The 19172-nt window shown below is 29.8% G+C and carries 18 protein-coding genes and 2 pseudogenes; 6 read left to right on the top strand and 14 right to left on the bottom strand.

Annotation, left to right across the window (positions count from 1 at the left end):
• Nucleotides 1-637: 637 nt before the first annotated feature.
• Genes HMPREF2852_RS06095 through HMPREF2852_RS06085 form a run of 3 tightly spaced genes read left to right on the top strand, consistent with a single transcriptional unit; the run spans nucleotide 638 to nucleotide 3996 of the window.
• Nucleotides 638-3217 carry an NACHT domain-containing protein gene (locus HMPREF2852_RS06095; protein WP_070606650.1) on the top strand — a complete coding sequence of 860 codons (2580 nt, stop codon included), beginning with the start codon at nucleotides 638-640 and terminating at the stop codon, nucleotides 3215-3217.
• A gap of 11 nt (nucleotides 3218-3228) precedes the next feature.
• A complete protein-coding gene (locus tag HMPREF2852_RS06090; RefSeq protein WP_036755888.1) occupies nucleotides 3229-3450 on the top strand; it encodes a helix-turn-helix domain-containing protein in 222 nt (73 codons plus the stop codon).
• 3 nt (nucleotides 3451-3453) lie between these two features.
• Nucleotides 3454-3996, top strand: coding sequence for a Bsp6I family type II restriction endonuclease (locus HMPREF2852_RS06085; RefSeq protein ID WP_063633225.1), 543 nt, complete (start codon nucleotides 3454-3456; stop codon nucleotides 3994-3996).
• Nucleotides 3997-4032: 36 nt separating this feature from the next.
• On the opposite strand, the gene HMPREF2852_RS06080 is transcribed toward HMPREF2852_RS06085, so the two are convergent.
• The 4 genes from HMPREF2852_RS06080 to HMPREF2852_RS06065 all read right to left on the bottom strand — a co-directional run bounded on the left by HMPREF2852_RS06080 (nucleotide 4033) and on the right by HMPREF2852_RS06065 (nucleotide 7965).
• Complete coding sequence (locus tag HMPREF2852_RS06080; protein ID WP_070606647.1) at nucleotides 4033-5007, bottom strand: DNA cytosine methyltransferase; 975 nt, start codon at nucleotides 5005-5007, stop codon at nucleotides 4033-4035.
• Nucleotides 5008-5064: 57 nt separating this feature from the next.
• The gene (locus HMPREF2852_RS06075; protein WP_148130554.1) at nucleotides 5065-5925 is read right to left on the bottom strand and encodes a hypothetical protein; all 861 of its coding nucleotides are present in this window, start codon (nucleotides 5923-5925) and stop codon (nucleotides 5065-5067) included.
• A 93-nt stretch (nucleotides 5926-6018) separates the two neighbouring features.
• Entirely contained in the window at nucleotides 6019-7704 is a 1686-nt protein-coding gene (locus tag HMPREF2852_RS06070) for a recombinase family protein (protein WP_070606640.1), read from the bottom strand.
• 87 nt (nucleotides 7705-7791) lie between these two features.
• On the bottom strand, nucleotides 7792-7965 hold the full coding sequence (locus tag HMPREF2852_RS06065; RefSeq protein ID WP_000282420.1) for a hypothetical protein: 174 nt from the start codon (nucleotides 7963-7965) through the stop codon (nucleotides 7792-7794).
• A 140-nt stretch (nucleotides 7966-8105) separates the two neighbouring features.
• On the opposite strand from HMPREF2852_RS06065, the gene HMPREF2852_RS06060 reads away from it, so the two are divergent.
• The gene (locus HMPREF2852_RS06060; RefSeq protein ID WP_000711069.1) at nucleotides 8106-8702 is read left to right on the top strand and encodes a hypothetical protein; all 597 of its coding nucleotides are present in this window, start codon (nucleotides 8106-8108) and stop codon (nucleotides 8700-8702) included.
• Nucleotides 8703-8770: 68 nt separating this feature from the next.
• Here HMPREF2852_RS06060 and HMPREF2852_RS06055 read toward each other — a convergent pair whose 3' ends face one another.
• Both HMPREF2852_RS06055 and HMPREF2852_RS06050 read right to left on the bottom strand, forming a co-directional pair.
• The gene (locus HMPREF2852_RS06055; RefSeq protein ID WP_000599722.1) at nucleotides 8771-9127 is read right to left on the bottom strand and encodes a hypothetical protein; all 357 of its coding nucleotides are present in this window, start codon (nucleotides 9125-9127) and stop codon (nucleotides 8771-8773) included.
• Between the two features lie 222 nt (nucleotides 9128-9349).
• Nucleotides 9350-10504, bottom strand: a complete 1155-nt coding sequence (locus HMPREF2852_RS06050) for a hypothetical protein (protein WP_000687657.1) — start codon at nucleotides 10502-10504, stop codon at nucleotides 9350-9352.
• A 595-nt stretch (nucleotides 10505-11099) separates the two neighbouring features.
• On the opposite strand from HMPREF2852_RS06050, the gene HMPREF2852_RS06045 reads away from it, so the two are divergent.
• Together HMPREF2852_RS06045 and HMPREF2852_RS10110 are read left to right on the top strand one after the other, a co-directional pair.
• Nucleotides 11100-12080: a site-specific integrase gene (locus HMPREF2852_RS06045; RefSeq protein ID WP_000009490.1), complete on the top strand. Its 981-nt coding sequence runs from the start codon at nucleotides 11100-11102 to the stop codon at nucleotides 12078-12080.
• A gap of 162 nt (nucleotides 12081-12242) precedes the next feature.
• Nucleotides 12243-12479: pseudogene (locus HMPREF2852_RS10110) on the top strand (hypothetical protein); the annotation flags it as partial.
• A 73-nt stretch (nucleotides 12480-12552) separates the two neighbouring features.
• Here HMPREF2852_RS10110 and HMPREF2852_RS06040 read toward each other — a convergent pair.
• The 8 genes and pseudogenes from HMPREF2852_RS06040 to HMPREF2852_RS06005 form a co-directional block, all read right to left on the bottom strand.
• Nucleotides 12553-12882: a hypothetical protein gene (locus HMPREF2852_RS06040; RefSeq protein WP_000359188.1), complete on the bottom strand. Its 330-nt coding sequence runs from the start codon at nucleotides 12880-12882 to the stop codon at nucleotides 12553-12555.
• A gap of 649 nt (nucleotides 12883-13531) precedes the next feature.
• Nucleotides 13532-13915: a hypothetical protein gene (locus HMPREF2852_RS06030; protein ID WP_001027813.1), complete on the bottom strand. Its 384-nt coding sequence runs from the start codon at nucleotides 13913-13915 to the stop codon at nucleotides 13532-13534.
• A 15-nt stretch (nucleotides 13916-13930) separates the two neighbouring features.
• Nucleotides 13931-14653: a hypothetical protein gene (locus HMPREF2852_RS06025; protein WP_008901272.1), complete on the bottom strand. Its 723-nt coding sequence runs from the start codon at nucleotides 14651-14653 to the stop codon at nucleotides 13931-13933.
• A 391-nt stretch (nucleotides 14654-15044) separates the two neighbouring features.
• Nucleotides 15045-15776 carry a 23S rRNA (adenine(2058)-N(6))-methyltransferase Erm(A) gene (gene erm(A), locus HMPREF2852_RS06020; RefSeq protein WP_000810833.1) on the bottom strand — a complete coding sequence of 244 codons (732 nt, stop codon included), beginning with the start codon at nucleotides 15774-15776 and terminating at the stop codon, nucleotides 15045-15047.
• Nucleotides 15777-15833: 57 nt separating this feature from the next.
• Nucleotides 15834-15893 (bottom strand): erythromycin resistance leader peptide, encoded by a 60-nt coding sequence (locus tag HMPREF2852_RS10280; RefSeq protein WP_180754023.1) that lies wholly within the window; start codon nucleotides 15891-15893, stop codon nucleotides 15834-15836.
• A 470-nt stretch (nucleotides 15894-16363) separates the two neighbouring features.
• Entirely contained in the window at nucleotides 16364-16843 is a 480-nt protein-coding gene (locus HMPREF2852_RS06015) for a Csac_0668 family 2Fe-2S cluster-binding (seleno)protein (protein ID WP_000700631.1), read from the bottom strand.
• Between the two features lie 398 nt (nucleotides 16844-17241).
• Nucleotides 17242-18191 (bottom strand): annotated as a pseudogene (locus HMPREF2852_RS10105) (IS3 family transposase); the annotation flags it as partial.
• A gap of 357 nt (nucleotides 18192-18548) precedes the next feature.
• Nucleotides 18549-18839 carry a hypothetical protein gene (locus tag HMPREF2852_RS06005; protein WP_002846220.1) on the bottom strand — a complete coding sequence of 97 codons (291 nt, stop codon included), beginning with the start codon at nucleotides 18837-18839 and terminating at the stop codon, nucleotides 18549-18551.
• Nucleotides 18840-19172: the final 333 nt, after the last annotated feature.

Below are 19172 nucleotides of genomic sequence, written 5' to 3'. Positions count from 1 at the left end.
GTCTTTTAATGTCCATCTCAGTTACACCATTTTCTCCCGGTCTAAGTACTACCGTTTCTGTTACATACTCACCATTTTCTGCTCTTACTTGATATGAGTATTTGTATACTCCACGTTCTGCTTGTTTCGTCTTACGAATTCTCATTTGAAATCCCTTTTCCTTTCTGCTGATTGCAGTAGGACGAAGGGATACAAAAAGAGCCGATACTATATAAAGCACCGACTCTCCTACCTAAAAATAACCATAGTAAAATAGAGGTACTTCACATAGCACCTCACAGATAAATCCGTGAGTGAAATATGATGTATCCCATCGCCCTATAGCTAATCAGGCTCTGTGATAATTTAGTTGTGCAGGCCGATTTATTAATCAGTCACTGCTATAAAAGAATGATTTTTTATTAGATATATTTATCCGCTGTGCTAAAAAAGTATTTTTAACTCAATTGCACTATTTTTACTCTATTTGCAATAAAATCAGTGAAATCTCATTAACGGCGTGATATAATATACATAAGTAAAAAATCCCTAGAGATATCTCTCTAAGGATTAGTCTATAGTTAATAATGTTTCTTTAAATAGTTACCAAAGTTACTATGGTTAATATCGTTTCAGAATTATATTGGGAGGTGTTGCAATGGCAAACTCTAATCCTCCACGCCTTTGTGGAGGTACATTTTTATCTTTAATTTTAGAGGCAAGAAAACAAAGGACTGCGCCTAGAGAAATGATCAAAGGCTCCTCTGACGGACTTTCTGATAAAGAAATTTTTTCAAGTTTAATAAGAGTAGCATTTCCTACTTTTAAGGCTCCTTCTACTGACTCTTTCAAAACCGTAACATCAAGGTATAAGTCATGTAAATCCTCTAGCAGCGCTTATTTACCATTCCAAAAGGGAGAATTTATAAATAACTTCAATATAGAACTAACAACAAATTACTTTACTGTTTCAAATAGAATGCATGATTTTGTAACAAAATATTTAGATACAGATAACTATGCTTCTTGGTTGGCCTCTGCTTTATTGGAGCTGATCGAATTGGATGATTCGATAAATAATGATTTATTTTTCATTGAGGATGGAAATCAGCCTGTTGAAAAAAACTTTCTGGGTTCAATTGAAGAAGTGAATCTTTCAACGTTCTTACTTGGAATTTGGCATTTTATCATTTTAAATCGTCAGGATAATACCATAGGGAAAAATACTATAAAGGCCTGGTTTCAGCAACCAAATGGTAAAAACTCAAAGAAAATTTTCAGATCTAATATTGGCAGAAATAAGAACATAAATGTTGATTTAACTTTTGAGAACATAGATTTATCAAATTACCAGTTAGTTGAATCAAGCATTTCAAAGATTCCTCTTAATGAAACAGGTAGCTTTGTTGAAAACACAGATTCCTCAATACAGAATCCAATCACTGTTTATCTAAATAATATCTTTTCAAAATACAATAAAATGAAAACACTGATTTATTCAGACGAACCAAAGCCTTTTTATGATTTCTATGAATGTAATGATATTGAACAAAGAATCCATATCAAAAAATACACTTATAGAACAAAAATAATAAGTAATGCAACAGCCTCTGATCTACAGAAATGTTCCGACTTTATTTTAATTTCTGGTACAGGTGGATTAGGCAAGTCAATGATGATGCGTCATCTACTATTAGAATCTGCAACTAACTATAGCAAAAACAAAAAACTTCCTATTTTCATACAGTTAAAAGATTATAATAATGGCTATGAAAATATACTAAGCTTTATATTTGAAAAATTTGAACAGTTGGGTAACGGTCTAAAAATGGATTTGTTACTTGAAGAATTGAACGCAGGCCGATGCATCTTATTATTCGATGGTCTTGACGAAATAAATTCTACTGATAGAAAAAAGTTCGAACAAGATCTAGAGTATTTTACTGATAAATATAAAGATAATATGTTCATCATTTCATCTAGACCTACAGGAATGTTTGTTTCATTTCAAAGGTTTACCGAACTTAAACTCAGACCTTTTAACATTACTCAAGCCTTGAGTCTAATTGATAAACTCGACTTTAGACCAGATGAACCTAACATCAAAACATCATTTAGAAGTGAACTTGAAAATACATTGTATCGAACTCACCGTGAATTTACACAAAACCCACTACTTTTAACAATTATGTTAATGACATATGAACAATTTGCAGAAATCCCATCAAAAATGCATATTTTTTATAGGGAAGCCTATCAAGCACTATCTCAAAAACATGACGCCAGTAAAGGTGCTTATAAGCGCACACTAAAAACTGGAATCAGTGCAGATAGATTCTCTGATTACTTCGCAGAATTCTGTGCCAGAAGTTATCGAGATGAAAAATTTGAATTCACGGAACTGGAGTTTGAGAAGTATTTCAAAGATCTAAATGAAAAGAAAAAAGATATGGCTATATCGTCTTATCAAGATTTTCTAGATGATTTAACTGGCAGTATGTGTTTAATGTACTACGAAAGTGGTAGATACCATTTTACTCATCGCTCTTTCCAAGAATATTTTTGTGCATTATACTTTTCAAAGCAAAAGGATAAACACCTTTTTAATATCTCTCAGTTTTTTGAGAATAAAAGGTCTCGAAATTATGGCGATATCACTTTTAATATGCTTTACGATATGATATCCGATAAAATGGATGAGTATGTGTTCCTACCATATTTAACGCAATTATTAAATAAATGCGATGTGGAAAACGGCTATTTTACATTCCTTGAAGCTTTATATCCAACTATTAGATACGAAGTAGGAACTACCGGAGATTATATTTATAACACCCCTAATTCTTTTTTATACGATTTTTTAATAAGACAAAAGAAACTCTTCGAAAATTTATACGGTTCTGAATTCCCATATTGCAAAGACTTTTTAACTACAAATTGGGTAGCCATAAATCAAGACTGGGAAAGTGACGAATATGACTTATCAGATATCTGTGATCAAGAAGAAGTTCCCTATGAATATATAGAGGAATTTGATGACCCCGAGGTAGTTGGTTCTTCATTTGAGTTTAATATTGAGGATGTCTTGCTTAATAAAGATGATTACTACGAAATTTTCAGTGTATTGAATAGCGATGATTTTCCTCTCAAAGAGGAATATACGAATATTAGAAATTACTATTCTGAATTAGAAGAATCACAAAATCCAACAGGGGATGATTTATTTGACCAATTTTAAGGAGTAAGCAAATGTTAAAATTAAGTTACAACAAATTATGGAAAATGCTTATAGACAGGAATATGAAGAAAAAAGATTTACAAGAAATTGCAGAAATTAGTTCATCTTCAATTTCAAAACTTAAAAAAGGATCCAACATTACTACAGATGTACTATTAAAAATATGTCACGCATTAAATTGTAAATTAGATGATATTGTAGAAATAATTGATGAAGAAAGTAAAGGAGAATAAGTCATGCCTATTTATAATAATTTTAGTCAAATCATAATTGATGATGCCCGAATTGATGAAACTTGTAATGCTTATTTTAAATGGAAAGATTTGAATACATATATCTCAAATAATAGTCGCCGAGGTATTAACATGCCAGATGCCATAAGTGAGCCGATGGCTTGTTATTGTCTTGGTTTTCTATGGAATCGTGGCAATGAAGTTGGAGATGCGACTGACCCTAATACAGGGAAAAAAATTGAGTTCAAGGCAACATCTCGATTTGATGGTGACTTATCATCATTTGGGCCAAAAACACAATTTGACGATCTTGTTTTTTTACGTTTTAAATTGGATGAAAATTTACTTTATATTTATGATTTGAAAATTAATTCTGATGAATTTGGAAAATATCCAGCAAATAGAAGCGAAACAATACAGGATCAAAAAAATCAAGGAAGAAGGCCACATGTAAGTTTAAAATCACTATTTGTCGATGCTTACAACTTAGTCCCAGATATAATATTTGATATTAGAAGATGCAGAATTATAGAAGATAACAGATAGCAAACATATAAAAAGAACGAGCGCGGTGTACTTGCACTACGCTCGTTCTTTAGTTTCATTAATTGCATCAACTATACATTCAGCTATTCGATTAATAACTGAAACACATACTGAATTACCAGCTTGTTTATATAATCTAGCATCACTCATATCAGAGGGCAATAAAAAACTCTTATCGAATCCCTGTGTATTGAAACACTCGTGGGGTGTCATTTTTCTGATACCATTTTTAGTTTTTATGAGACATACGTTATGTCCACCCTCTCCTTGATTGGCTGTCAAAGTAGGAACAACTCCACTTTTATTCTTTCTTACATATTTTCTACGCCATTGATATATAGCGTTCGAATCGTCCATTCCTTCAACAAGTTTTTCATAGATATCCCCCTTGTATTTTCCAGGAGTATAATAATACTTATCTTCAATTTTAGTTTCAAAATCTATTATATCTTTTAAATTGGTTTCTAGCTTTATAGGCATAGGAAATTCATAATTCTTATAGGTTTCTCTGTCCCTAAAACCTACAATATAAATTCTTTCTCTATTCTGAGGTATATTGCCATATTCCATAGCATTTAAAACTGAATACTTTATGAAGTATCCTTCCTCTTTCAAAGCGTTAATAATTACAGTAAAAGTGTTTCCATTATCGTGACTAACCAAGTTTTTTACATTTTCTAAAAATACTACAGATGGTTTTTTATCTTTAATTATTCTGAGTAACTCAAAAAATAATGTTCCTCTACCTTTTTCATCCTCAAACCCCTGTCTGTTTCCAGCTACACTAAATGCTTGGCAAGGAAAACCAGCTAACATTACATCAAAATCAGGAATTTCTGATGGCTTAACATCATGTATGTCTCTACAATCAACTTTAATTTTAGAATTAAGTTCATATGTTTTCACAGGATATTGATCCAACTCATTTGCGTAGATAACATCAAAGAAGTTAGTGGCCTCAAAACCTTTATCTATCCCTCCTACACCTGCAAAAAATGATGCACATTTCACTAAATTTCACGCTCCTTTCATGTCTATACTATACCATAAATCGCGGCGTGCCGCAATTTATTTGTTTTTCAATTTGAAGTATTGTTCAATATCGAACATCTCCAACTCACTATTAACGATGTAATTCTCTTTTTGCAGATTCTCTGTTTTATTGTTTCCTAGTGACATATCAACTTTTTCTTCATTACAAGCAAGAATCAAATTTTTTATGTTGCATCTCATTCCTTTAGGTGCAATGTGTTTAATGTTCCAAAAATCACTATGAGATAATATCCCTAGAATCTCTGTATTCACTTTTCTACCATTTTTCGACTTCCAAAATTCAGTAATATTATGATAGTCTAAGTCGTATTTATCTATTTCCGGATCAATATCTACTCTGACAAGCACATAGTAATCTATAGTTATCTTTTCATTATTTTCGTTATCATATGCATAATTCCCAAATTTATCAAACCTACTTGTCTCTATCATGAGAAACTTTGACTTTACTTTTACTGATTTTATACTTAGAATTTTGTCTTCAACTTTTAAGTCGAATTGATCCCATTGCCCTCTTTCACTAACAGAAAAATCAATTTCTCCAGCAGGAGTTAATATATCCACGTTTTCATCAAAATAATTCTTTACTGCAACTTCCCCTAACTTTCCTCGAAAATCGTCTCTAAAAATCTCCCAATCTTCTCGTTCCATTATCATATTGGGATTGTGCTTACCTTTCATATTACGAGCAAATTTATAACAATCCCATACTTGCCCTTTTTTAAATATTTGTCCCATTATTATCCTCAATTCTGTGTTAATAACTTCTTTTATTATAATTTCACTTATACTTTTTAGGTGGGTGCAGGTGGGTGCATTTTTGCAAATATCCATTCTGTCTTGTCGACCTTTTACTGTAGATAAGTTTCCACTCACCTATTTTATAGTCCAAAAAACAAGGCTTATTCCAGCCCACCTATACCTTTTAACGATAGCACTGGAAGAAGCCTATAATTTCTACACTTTATTTTACTTAGTGGGTGCAACCTTTGTCATCAATACGACACTCTCGACATTATCTTTATTGTCCAAACCAAAGTCAATCTCATTATCTATAAGCGGAAGCTTGAAAACAACCGATTTTATCCAAGTGTCCTTTTCTGTTTTTTCGTCATAAATTTGAATTTCTTCTATCATTTCGTTAAGTAATCTCTTCTTGTCGATATCTGAAAGAACTGTATAAAGGCTATTAAAATTTACAAGAATCTTATAAATATTATCCGAGGTTATTTTTTCTTCAAGAATTGCCTCTTTCCTTTTTCTGCTATCATTTAACTGCATTTCTGCATATTCTAACTGGTCATATATAGCATCAAGTCTAAGATTTAAATCGGTGTATTTTCTATCATAATGTTTATCTTCAAAATTTAAAGAATCTATTTGATTAATTAGTGATGCTTTTGTACCTGTTAATTGCCTAATCTTCGCTAAGTGCTTATTAATAACTTCATCAATTTCTTTTGTGTCTATTTGAATATTGATTTTTTCTTCAATTTTTTTGGCAAAAGTAGGATTACTAACTACTTGAGTAATTATTGTTTCAACTTCTTTTTCAATTAATTCAGCTCTAATTTGTTTATTAAAAGTACATTTATGTCCATTCATCATTTGTCTATGTTTACAACCGTAATAGTAATAATCTTTGTAATGCTCTCCTTCTTTGTTTTTATTACGTTTACGGCTTTTGTTTCCATACAAACCAGCACCACAATATGGGCATTTTATTAGATTTGATAAGATATGAACTCTCTCATCTTTTCCTCTATTTATCTTCTCATACTTTTTAGCTTGAGATTTTCTTTTTTCCTGTACTGTATTCCACAACTCATCATCAATTAAAGCTTCATGATTTCCTTGAGCTATAATATAATGATCAGATTTTTCTAATTTAATTTTACCAGTAGTTTTATCTTTAATTGTTTTTCTTCTTCCATATGCAATTTTCCCATTATATACAGGATTATCCAATATTTGTCTTATTAAACTAGCTGAAAAATATGGATTCTTGCCATTTTGTCTTATAGGTTTATTAATACCTAAAGAAACTAAATACTTAGATACTCCATTGGCTCCCATATCTGAATTAGCATATAAATCAAAAATCATCCTTACTGCTTTAGCTTCATCTTCATTAACAACTAATTCTCCATTATCTAATGAATAGCCAATTGGAGCAAAACCACCATTCCATTTTCCTTCTCTTGCCTTTTGTTTCCTTCCTTCCATAGTTTGAGAAAGTATATTTTCACGTTCCATTTCTGCTACTGCCGATAGAATTGTTATAACAAGCTTTCCAGAATCTTTAGAACTATCTAAACTATCATCAACACAAATCAGATTTACATTATGATTTTCCATGACTTGCAATGACTGCAATACATCCGCTGCATTTCTTCCAAATCTAGATAATTTAAAAACCATTACATAATCAACTTTATCTTTTTCAGCTTCTATATCATTAAGCATAGCTATGAATTCATTTCTACCTGAAATAGATGTTCCTGATTTTCCAGCATCTTTATAGGTTTCTATTATTTCTATACCATAAGCTTTTGCATACTGTTTTATTCTTTCTTCCTGAGCATCAAGTGAGTAACCGTCAATTTGCATAGATGTTGACACTCTTGTATATACATACGCCTTTTTATTTTTCATTTTTCCACCTTTAGTTTGGACATATTTTCACGTTATAGTTATACCTATATTTTACATAAATCATAATATAAAAGTCAATACAATAACCTAATCCGATGAATTAATATTATCCTCATTTTTATTTTTTTCTGAACATCTTGGCGGTACTTCCAATTTTTCAAAATCTAACTGATCTGCATACTTTTCTATTAATTCTTGTAAGAGACGTGCCAACCCATCTAATTCATAAGAACAATCTTTTACGCTATTTTTATTATACAAGGTAAATTGCCTCCTAATTTTGATTTCACCTTGTATATGTCAGAAAAAAGTATTGATTCGTGTTTTTCTCCACACAGACTTTTTTATTGAAAATCTTTTAATGCATATATTCAATAGTTAATTGAAGAAAGGAGTAAAAAATGAAAAAAGATAGGAAAATTCCACTATTAAACGAGTTTTATTGCCGCGGAAGGATTGTAGGAAAAGGAGGTTTTAAGGAAAGAAATCCATACTTAACAATCTTTATTAATGGGAAAAGAGAGCCAAATTATATGAAAGTATACTTTGAATCTATAGATATTCATGATTTTAAAATGAATCAAACTGTTTATATTACAGGTTTTGTGAAAAGCCCTGTCATTCCCTATTTATATGAAGGTAGAAAAGAACAGTATTTTCTTGGTGAAAAAATAGTCTTAGAGAACACTTTGTTATCAGAAGCCTTTGAAATAGAAAATATAGGTTTTTCTTTTAAAAACCCATTTTCACGAGTTTTTCTTAGCGGTTCTATCTTAAGCATCAAAGAGTTCAATAATTGGATTACGATTCAAGTGCGAGACTATAGAGAGCAAGTAATTACACTTCAATACTCTAAAAACATGCGTGTAAATGATGTTTCGCTCGAAATAAATGACTTTGTTTTCGTATCGGCAATACTAGTCTCTGCAAGGAAAAATTATGATGAAATTACAGTTGACTATGAGGATTTAATAGTGGATGATTTAGCTGTGAATTAAAAAATAAAAGCTTGAGGTTAGACAATCTCAAGCTTTTATTTTTACTAGATTTAATTATAATTTTTTAGTCACTCTCTTTGGATCTCATACACAAAGCTATGCCAGTTATTAAAGAATTTTTCATTAAACAAATGGGACAACTTTATGAAGTTTTTAAAGCCTATACTCTCTAAATCAAGCTCTATATCAAAACTTCCATAAACTTCTGCATAGCATCTTATGGTTACTATCATATCGCTTAAAAAGTACTGAAGTGACTCACCTTCTCTTTCTAGTAAAATATCTCTGACGCCATCTACACAATAATAGTGTCCTCCAACATCTAGCCACACTTCTTCACTTAAAATAGATTTTTCTACCGACATAATATTCATGACTACACTTTTAAAAACCTTATCCAACAATTCTTCTTTTTCTAATATCATAATAATTTCCTTTCCTAATATATATAGTTACTTCTTACAGTCTTTATATGTCAGAATTAATATCCAATAACAAACTTGTCGTCATTGAAAATTCTTCCTATTATTATAAGAGATTGCTACTTATCTTTTACACTAACTAAAGAGAGTAATACTTTCTTTAAATTCTACTACTTACACCAATCGAATATCTATCCTTTTTCACAATACATATCACTTCTATCCTCATTTAATGAGGTCATGAAATTGACTTTTTATACTATAAACTAAATTTTCAACTTTCTCTTTTTTATTTTTAGAATAATAAAGATACGGCTCCTTGCATAACAGTCTTTTTATATATCCTAAAATGCGCCCTTTGTTTTTATCTTTTAAAAAAACTTCACTAACAATTTCTAACAAATCATCTGAATCAAAAAGTATTTGATAACCTAATTGCCTTTCTTGAATTAGGATATCGCTAATCATTAAGCTTCCCCACTCTTTTCCTCTTCGATCCTTTTCCCTATATTTTTTAACGGCTTTCACAAGAAGGTCTCTACACATTAATTTTTGCTTTTCATATGGCTTAAAAAGATTTTTTTCTAAATATAAGAATAATTTTTGACGAAACACTTCTTCATTTAAATTAAAAAGATTTGTTTCTTCAAAAAAATCTTTAAACTTATCTGTTTTTTTTATTGTATGCTCATATCTATAAATACTCCCATTTAGTATCTCTCCATTTTCATCAACGATGACGATTTCTTTATTTTTATGCTTCTTTTTTGTTTCTTTTAATTTATCATAAAATGTAATTTTATGTCGTTGATTTTGTGCTGTTATTGTTTTGGATTCATAGCCGTCTTTCTCTTTATGGTTTTCAATATCTATGCAAATTTTCATATACGGGATAAATCTAACCAGAGTACGTAATGGGTCTTCAAAATCTTTAGTATTACCTGTCGTTAAATAATTGTAGTTAATTTCACAATAGTTAAAAATGACATTTGATATGTCTATCTCAATTTTATAATCTTCGTATAATATATTTTTAATTTCCACAACCACATCTTTTAATTCTTCTAAAGAAAAATTTTCTATATTTTGTCCTAGAATGTCCGTTGGCGAAAAATCTATTCTTGCATATAAGCCACAATCTATGTTGCAACAATTCTCTCTTCTTATCTCCAATCGCCCAATTCCTCCCCTTTCAATTCGAATGGATTTCAGTTCTTTTCTATAATAACTAAATTTCGTTATTCCATATGAGTTCTGATATAAGCTTATTAAGTGATTAATCTCATACTCGGTAACTCTTACATTCTTAAATTTCACTCTATCAAAGCCAATGCGTTGAAATTTCTCATATCTTACTAAGATGTTTTTTTCTATTTTCATAATTCCCCCATATAAAAGAAAGTTTTTAATCTATCTCTTATATGTCAGAAAATTTAATATTTTTATTTTCTACACAGGATTTCCAATAAATAAAATCTGTTTATACGGTCCATTTATGGACGTATAAACAGATTTAGGGTATTTACCAAGGATAAGTTTTTAAACTCTTTTGTTATTAAGAACCTTTTCTGACAAATTATAAATAGAAGATTGATGGTATGGAGAAAATAAAAAAGATAAGTGATCAAAAATGAGGAAACAAAGAGAGGAAGTCGCAAAATATGAAGTAAGAAAAAAATAAAAAAGATTTATAGAGCAAAAATTTTAAGTATGTAAAAAAATGTATAGTGTAGGAATTCACTTACAAAAGCATTAAATAGCAAGCCAAGCTATCAATCTAAAAATGTGTACTTTAGAGCAAGCCAAGCTCTTTAAAAAATGTGTTTTGTCTTAGATTGGACAACTTAGAAGCTTCTACGGACTCGGTAGTATAAAAAGCTTAGTCTTAACAATTAGAGTAACAAATAAGGCTCTAGAATCGTTTTTAAGAGCTTTAATTTTAAAAAGATAGTTATATATTTGAAAGGAGCATTCTATGTCTTTTAATATCACAAACAAAGCTTTTAACAAAGAATTTGGAATAATAGATGAAGAAAAGAAAAAAACTAAAAAATGGGATAAAAGAAAGCAAAAAAACATTTTAAAAAATCAGATTTATGATAGATTAACAAGAATGTTAAATGATGGTATGAGTACATCAAGAAATGACGATAAAAATGATTTATCAACTACAACAATAAATAAAATTTATAGCGTTACAACTTATAAGACATACAAAAAACAATGTTATAAATTTGCAGAATTTTTGAAAGAAAATTATCCTGAAATAAAGAAAATGCAACAAGTTAAAACAGAACACGTAAATGAATATCTGAAAAACTTAACAAATCAAGACTTATCTGCTTACTCAATTAGCACATCTAAATCAGCTATAGCAAAGGTTTTAAGAACATCATCTACAAACTTTATAGCGACAGCTCCAAGGACAAGAAAATCAATTAAAAGAAGTCGATATGAAGCTAAAAGAGATAAACACATATCAGAAGAGCTAGAAAGAAAATTTTCTAAAATAACAAGCTCTACAGGATTAAGAAAAAAAGAAATGGAAGCTGTAAGAGGGGTTGATTTAAAAGAAATCAACGGAAAATATTATGTAAAAGTTAGACAAGGAAAAGGTGGAAAAAAACGCTTAGCTTTAATCATGGGCAAAGATAAAGAAGAAACAGATGAAATAATAAATATTTTTAAAGAAGCTGGAGAGCTTAAAATAGCACCAAAATTACCTTCTCATTATGACAACCACCACTACAGAGCAGTATACGCCAAGAGAATTTATAATCATTATGCAAGACCAATAGATGAAATACCTGGTGGTTTAATTTCAGAAGGAGGAGAAAGATACATCATGAGAAATGATAGAGCTGGAGAAATATTAGATCGAAAAGCTATGTTAATAACCAGCAAATACTTAGGACATAATCGTATTGATGTAATCGCTCAATCTTATCTGTACTAAAATAAATAGATGTAGATATAAAATCTAGGTTTGGAGAAATTGATTTAAAGCTAGTTATTTTCTTATGATATACAACATCCACTGAATAAATTTTAAAAAATTGAAACTGAAATAAAGATCTTACATCATGAAGTATAAAAATGTAAAAAAACTGAATAAAACCAATTTACAGAGAAGTATTATATCGAACTTTCTATTTATAAAATAGCTACTAATGAAATTTTAGAAATCTATAAAATATTACCAAACATAAAAGAAATATTAATCAGACTCGATAAGTTGCAATAAAAAAGAATACCCTTATGCAAGAGCATTCTTTGAATAAAGAAGAATTTTCTGACCTTTTTCAGTATAGGAAAAACTATGAAAATCACTTATGGGAAGGAAGTGGAGAGATAAAATGCTATAAGCAGATAAACTTATATCTTTTTAAGATTATTTACAAAATTTTACTCTAAGCTTATTATATTACTTAAGGAGATCCTACTAGATGACCTACGAACATTGTTATAGGAAGTAATAAAATCAAAAGGATATTTAATGCCATAAACAACTTATCCTTTTCCTTTACCCCATATACTAAACCTATTAGTCCAATAATTGGCAGAAAAACATTAATGTGAAATTTATAATAATCTTTATGAATTTCATGAGCATCTATATAATTACTTGATTTGATTTTTATTTCACATCCACCATTAAATTTACAAACAACTTCATAAATACCATCACTGGAAAAATTTAATGGATATTCAACATTTTCATCATGATTTATAACTCCAATATATGCCAATTTATCCATTATTATCCACCATAAAATTTACTACTATATCTTTTAAGAGACATTTTAAAAATAAAGAAGGTTAACAAAAACAAAAATGTTCTTGATAGTAGTAGTTTTATATAATCATGTTGTAGTAAACTTAAAACTTTTATAGTCATCGGAAATGTAATATATCCACTATTAACTACTAAAAGTACCATTAATAAAATGTAATAGTTTATATAAGTAAACAAATCCTTTTTTAATAGTAATAAAATAGATAGAACTATATAACTTGCAGATAGAATTTCTAAAATTGTTAATACATTAAACTTAATACTAATTAAATACACTTCACCTGTTATAAAATAATTAATTCCTTGAAAAAAAATTTGTCCCAAAATATAAAATATTAATTCAGTCCCCAAAATAATATAAAATATCTTTCTAATATTCTTTTTCTCGTTAATTGAATATATTACCATATAGTCTTTCTGTATACATATAAACTTTTCATTTATTACATTTAATACAAAAATAGGCACCAAGAATATTAAAAATACTTGATGAGTCAAAAGACGAAATAAGGAGTTACTCTAGCACTTTTATTGTTTTTTATTACTTCCATTGCATATTCTTCTCCATCTAGTTCATCTAATTCTTTAGTTGCTACTGCCATTTTCTCAGTTTAATATAGATCCTTGCCTAGCTTATCAAAATCGCTGAAGTTATTTATAAGGCTATAGCAATGCAAGTTGAAACTTAGGCTTACTAAATCTGCCATTGTATTAGGTTCTTCTGTAAAGGTCGCAGCACAAAACTTTTCTATTTCCCTTGGACTGAACCCATCAAATCTTTTCATTAAATAGTTTAGTTCATCTATATTTACATTTTTATCAGCCAGTATATTTGAAAATCTTTCATCCCTACTGCCTTCTATATAACAGTTTGACCTTGTACTCATTTCTATTCCTAATTCATTGCATACCTCTTGTAGTTTATCTTCCTCCATTGGAATCCATATGGTTTTTCTTTTATCATCATCCCTTGATTTTTTAATAGTTATATTCAATCTTTTTCCTCCATTCTATTTATTAATTAAAAATAACTCTGTCCCGTATCTATTGATTAAGGCAGAGTTAATTATTGATTTAAATATATAGTCATCTATTAATTCCCTATCTGCTAGCTCATTGATTCTTATACACTCCTTTCCAGTTGATAGGGTCTTTGCAGTTTGGTATAAGGCATAGCCATTGGTATCTATATCCCGAAGACATATTTGTTTTAAGCCAAACTTAACATTTAAAATATGATTTTCAGAAACCTTCCATAGATTTTCATCGGCAGTAAGTAAAAATAGGATAGCAATAAATCTTGGGGATATATCATGAATATCTAGATCTTGGTTTCGAAGAAAATTATAGAATCTTTCTTTGTGGTTATGATTTAAAAAGATTTCCCCCTTGAAATTATTTGCTAGACTTTCTAATCTTTCCTTTAAATAATAATTATTTATCTTTCCAAAGCACTCTCTGACTAGATCCTTATATCTACATCTATCCACATTGATTTTGAAGTTTGAACCAATGTGTCCACACTCCTTACAATCATCATCAACATTAATCACACCAATCTTGCAATCTCCATCACCCCCTTGGCAATTAAAATAATTATTGATGATTATTCCATTTCCTCTTGGCTGGAAATTTGGAACCATAACCATCAATTGCTCTATTCCTTCCAAGGATGTACCATACATAAATAATTTTGACATTGTTCCCAATCCTTTCTTTCTATTTTTAAGCATAAAAAAATGACGAAGTTTATTGGTCTTTAGTTGACCTAAACTTCGCCACCATATTCTCGATATTTAATCTTGATTTATATACAAATAGATGTATTAGAATATCAGATATTCTAATACATCTATTTGCTACATTTCAAATTCCTTTAAATATTATTTCTTCATTAATTAGTTGCACATATACCTACTATATCAATAAATTTTGAGTTATCATTGACTATATTAGTTGCTATTATCAGAATAGTCGTCGATAACTATATTTTCGTGCAAATATGCAAATAAGTAAAATGATAGTTATGTTATATCATAATAATTGAAAATAATAGAATGCATTTTTCAATGTAATAAGATTAAGCGTTCTCTTAAAGTTAGAGAACGCTTAATTATTTTTAATTTATTGAAATAATTTGTAACTATTGAAAACAGACAAAAATTGTTCATTGGATAATTTATCAAGATCAGTAACATTCGCATGCTTCAGCACCTGTCTTAATTGATTTTTAGTAAAAAGAACATGATATTCCCTGTTTACCCATTTATAAACGAAAAATCTATACTTTTTGTAGTCCTTCTTTAAAATAAATGGTTTATGCCTTTCAAGTACAATCAATACAGAATCTACATTAGGCTTAGGGTGAAAATATGCTCGTGGCACTTTTTTAAGAATTTTTATATCCATTTCCACCATTAACAGCAAACCTAAAGCTCGTTGGGTATTTTGCAACCTTTTAGCAAATCCCCTCTCTACAATAAGGTAGCTATATTTCGCTTGACTATCAAAAGCAATCTTTTTTACAATATCAGTACTAATATTGTAGGGAATATTACCAAATATTTTATAGTCTGTATTTTTAGGAAAGCTAAACTTCAAAATATCCTCATGAATAACTTTTATATTCTGAAAAGGTTCAACTGCTTTTTTCGTGGCATGACATAAACCTTCATCAATCTCTATAGCATTCACCCGTTGACTCATTTCCACAAGTTCCTTGGTAAAATGTCCTTTTCCTGACCCAATTTCTATTATTTTATCTTGTTTATTGATATTCGTATATTTTAATATTTCCTTTACATGCTTTTTAGATGTAATGAAATTTTGCGTATTTTTCGGGTTTTTCTGTTTAATTATAACCTTCTCCTTGCCGGTTATAATGAACTAATCTTAAGAGCTCATTATAACCAATTATTTTTGGTTTAGTTGATAATGAAATCTCTCAATAACAAATATAGAAAACATACCCATACCTTTACCTCCTTTAATTTTTTTCATTATAAATGAGATAAAGTAATATCTACTACTGCAATACATGTACACATATTTAACTCCTCCTTATGCAACTGATTATATCACTTTTAATTTCTCTATTCAATAAAGTTCTGTGCTAATCTACCTCACCCTATGGATTTTTAATCCCGAAACATCAAATGTCATCTGTCAAATGCCCTATTTAAAAGGGTCAAAAAACGGTATTTTTTAGCCTGTTTTTGACCCGATTTTCGTACTCAAACCACTACATGTTGTGGTTGACTCCTATTATTCCTTGTCCAAACCACAATACGTCATCAGAATTGCTGCTTCAACGTGTGTCGAGTTGCCTTGATAGCTATCAAAACTGCATTCTCAACCCCTAAGGTTATGGGGAACATATCCACGCTCGTAGATGGAAACATATCAAAGATTGGCTCTCGTTTGTAGGAACATATCGACTGTAATTATTTCATTTTCAAGCCTTTATCGATAGCTTCCTGAATAATCTTATGACAACAAACTCCCAACGGATTGTTTTCTTTACAATTAGAATTTTTCATTGCCCCAGTGATGGCATTTACTTCTTTTACGGATTTCGCGCCATGCTTTACAACTGCTTCAATTACCTGATTTTCTGTGACTTCGCTACAATAACAAGCATACTTAGGATCTGCATCTTTCTTAAACCAGATAGGAACTCTAACTTGGTCTTTCAAGAATTTTATTTCATTATCTAAGTTATAGTAAACAACGTCGCAGTCCTCGTTCATGCAAATCTTATATTGATCTCCGTTAACAGCATTACGATAATCATCTACCACTAGATGTTCAACAGTTACTTTACTAACGGAAATCCCTTCATTATTACATACAGGACAATTGTCTTTAATTTGATCCGGCTTTTCTGTTTTGCATCCACAACAACATTCATTATTAATCTTCATATTCTTAGCCTCCATATTTTCATTATAATTTCTTTTTTAAACTAGGTAAAACCAATTTCATATACTTGTCATTTATTAATAGCGTCAAACATTTTAGCTGGTGTTAATTTACTTAGCTCCCTGTTGTCAGCCAACGCACGTGTAGCTTTTTTGTGTATAAACACATCAGCGTCATGTTACCCATTGCTCGGCATTCTTCTAATGAACCCAAATACATGGAATGGCAACCCTTTTTTAGACAATTTATAACCGAACATTATCAAGCTTGAAAGTTTCTTTAGATTATAAAATATATTCTCAGACAATCAAGGGTAAAGGCTTCGCCCAAATTTCATTGAAATTTGCCCTTGACAGTCTGTTCATATATTTTATTTAATTTATGAAACTTCCAGAGCTTTTTATTCTGCTTTTCTATATTCTACTGGTGTTTTATATCCTAAAGATCCATGAATTCTTAGGTTATTATACCAATATACGTATTCTGCTAATTTTAGATTAAGTTCTTGGAAATTAGTAAAGTTCTCCTGATATATGAATTCTGTCTTCATTACTTTATTGACTGCTTCGCTTACTGCGTTATCATATGGGCTTCCTTTTTTACTTAGCGATCTTTTTATCCCAAATACCTTTAATATTTCTTCTATTTTTATATTTTTAAATTCTCTTTCTCTGTCTGTGTGAAATATTTTTATACGATTTAGTGGCTGCCTTATTGAGTAAAATGCTTCTGCTACTAGATTTGCATCTTTGTTTTTACCTGATGAGTATCCTATTATTTCACGGCTGTTTAAGTCTATTATTAAACATATATAATTCCATTTTTTTCCTACTCTTACATATGTTAGGTCTCTTACTATTGCTTCTAAATAGTCTCTATTGTCAAATTATCTATTTAAAAGGTTAGGGATGTCTTCTTCGTTGCATTTGGATCTTATTACTTTATATTGTGCTACTGTATAGTTTGAGACTAGGCCATTTTTCTTCATTATTCGGCCTATTTTTCTTCTCGATATTTTATATCCAATTTTCCCTAGTTCTTTTTTTATTTTGCGTGTTCCATAGTTGTTTCTACTTCTTCTGAATATTTCTTTTATTTCTTCTATTAGTTTTTCATCTTCATCTAATTTCACATCTTTTTCTTTGTTCAAATGATAATAGACTAAACTTCTTGTGACCCCAAGTAGTCTACACATTGCACTAATGCTATATTTATCTCGGTTCGAGATAATGAGGTCTATTTTTTGCCTAACAGTAGTGCAGCTAGCTTTAAAATATCATTCTCCATTTCAACCTGTTTCAATTTTTTACGAAGTCTGATTATCTCTTTTTGTTTCGCATCCACATTATCAAAATGGTTACTCTAAGCAGCACACCAACTATTTATTTTTTGAGTTTTAAACTTTGGTAGAAGTCTTGAACTCTTTATATTTACATAACTATTTGCCTCTATCACTATTATGACACGAAACCCTGCACAATGATCTAAAATTTTCAATTCTAACAAGTCTTTTTCAGTATTTTTAACTTCATAAAAACCTCTTTGGCATTAATGCCTAATTCTTCTTTAGTTGTTAAAATTTTTTATTTTACCATCATCGTTCCCCTGATTTTCAATTAATCTTCTTAGGTTATATAAGAAGTACATATCTTTTTAATCTTAAAGTTTTTAAGTCTTAATTTTAAAATTTTCAATCTTAGATATTATTTAAATCATTCCAAAATGCTCTAAAGCATCTTCGATTGCTTTTTCTTTTTCTTCTGGGCAATTTGGCACTCTTTGATTTTCTTTCTTACTAAAATTATAATTTTCTCTCTCTATTAGACCATGTTTCCTTTTTATTTGTGCAATATATAGGCTTGAAACTTTTAGTCCGTATTTATCTAACACATACTTTTTAATTTCTCCATAAGTTGCGTCTTTTGAAAAGTCAATTTCAGATAATTCATCTTCCCCTATTTCTATATCTAAATGATGTTCTGTATTTAGTTTGGACAACAGAGCTACCGTCTCGACGTGGCACGCAAAAACAGTATGAATAACAAGTCGTATTGTCCGTTCGTGGAAACTTGTCGAGTACACTTTTTAACGATAGGACAAGGCTATCGTTAAAAGGTTTAAGCTGTAATGATAATTATTTTCTAACATTTTATTATAAACGAAATTTTAATATTTACAATCCACTGATTATGTTGATTTTTTTTATATCTGCTCTCTGACTTTGACCTTTTGTCCGTTGACATAAAGGTAATATTCTTTGGGCATATATGTTTCCTCCATTTCTTTTTTGTCTGCGTTTTTAGACAAAAAAGGAGGACTTCTGCACATAGG

The organism is Anaerococcus sp. HMSC065G05 (assembly GCF_001812365.1).
Classification (GTDB): Bacteria; Bacillota; Clostridia; order Tissierellales; family Peptoniphilaceae; genus Anaerococcus; species Anaerococcus vaginalis.
This window is presented reverse-complemented; position numbering and strand designations above follow the sequence as displayed.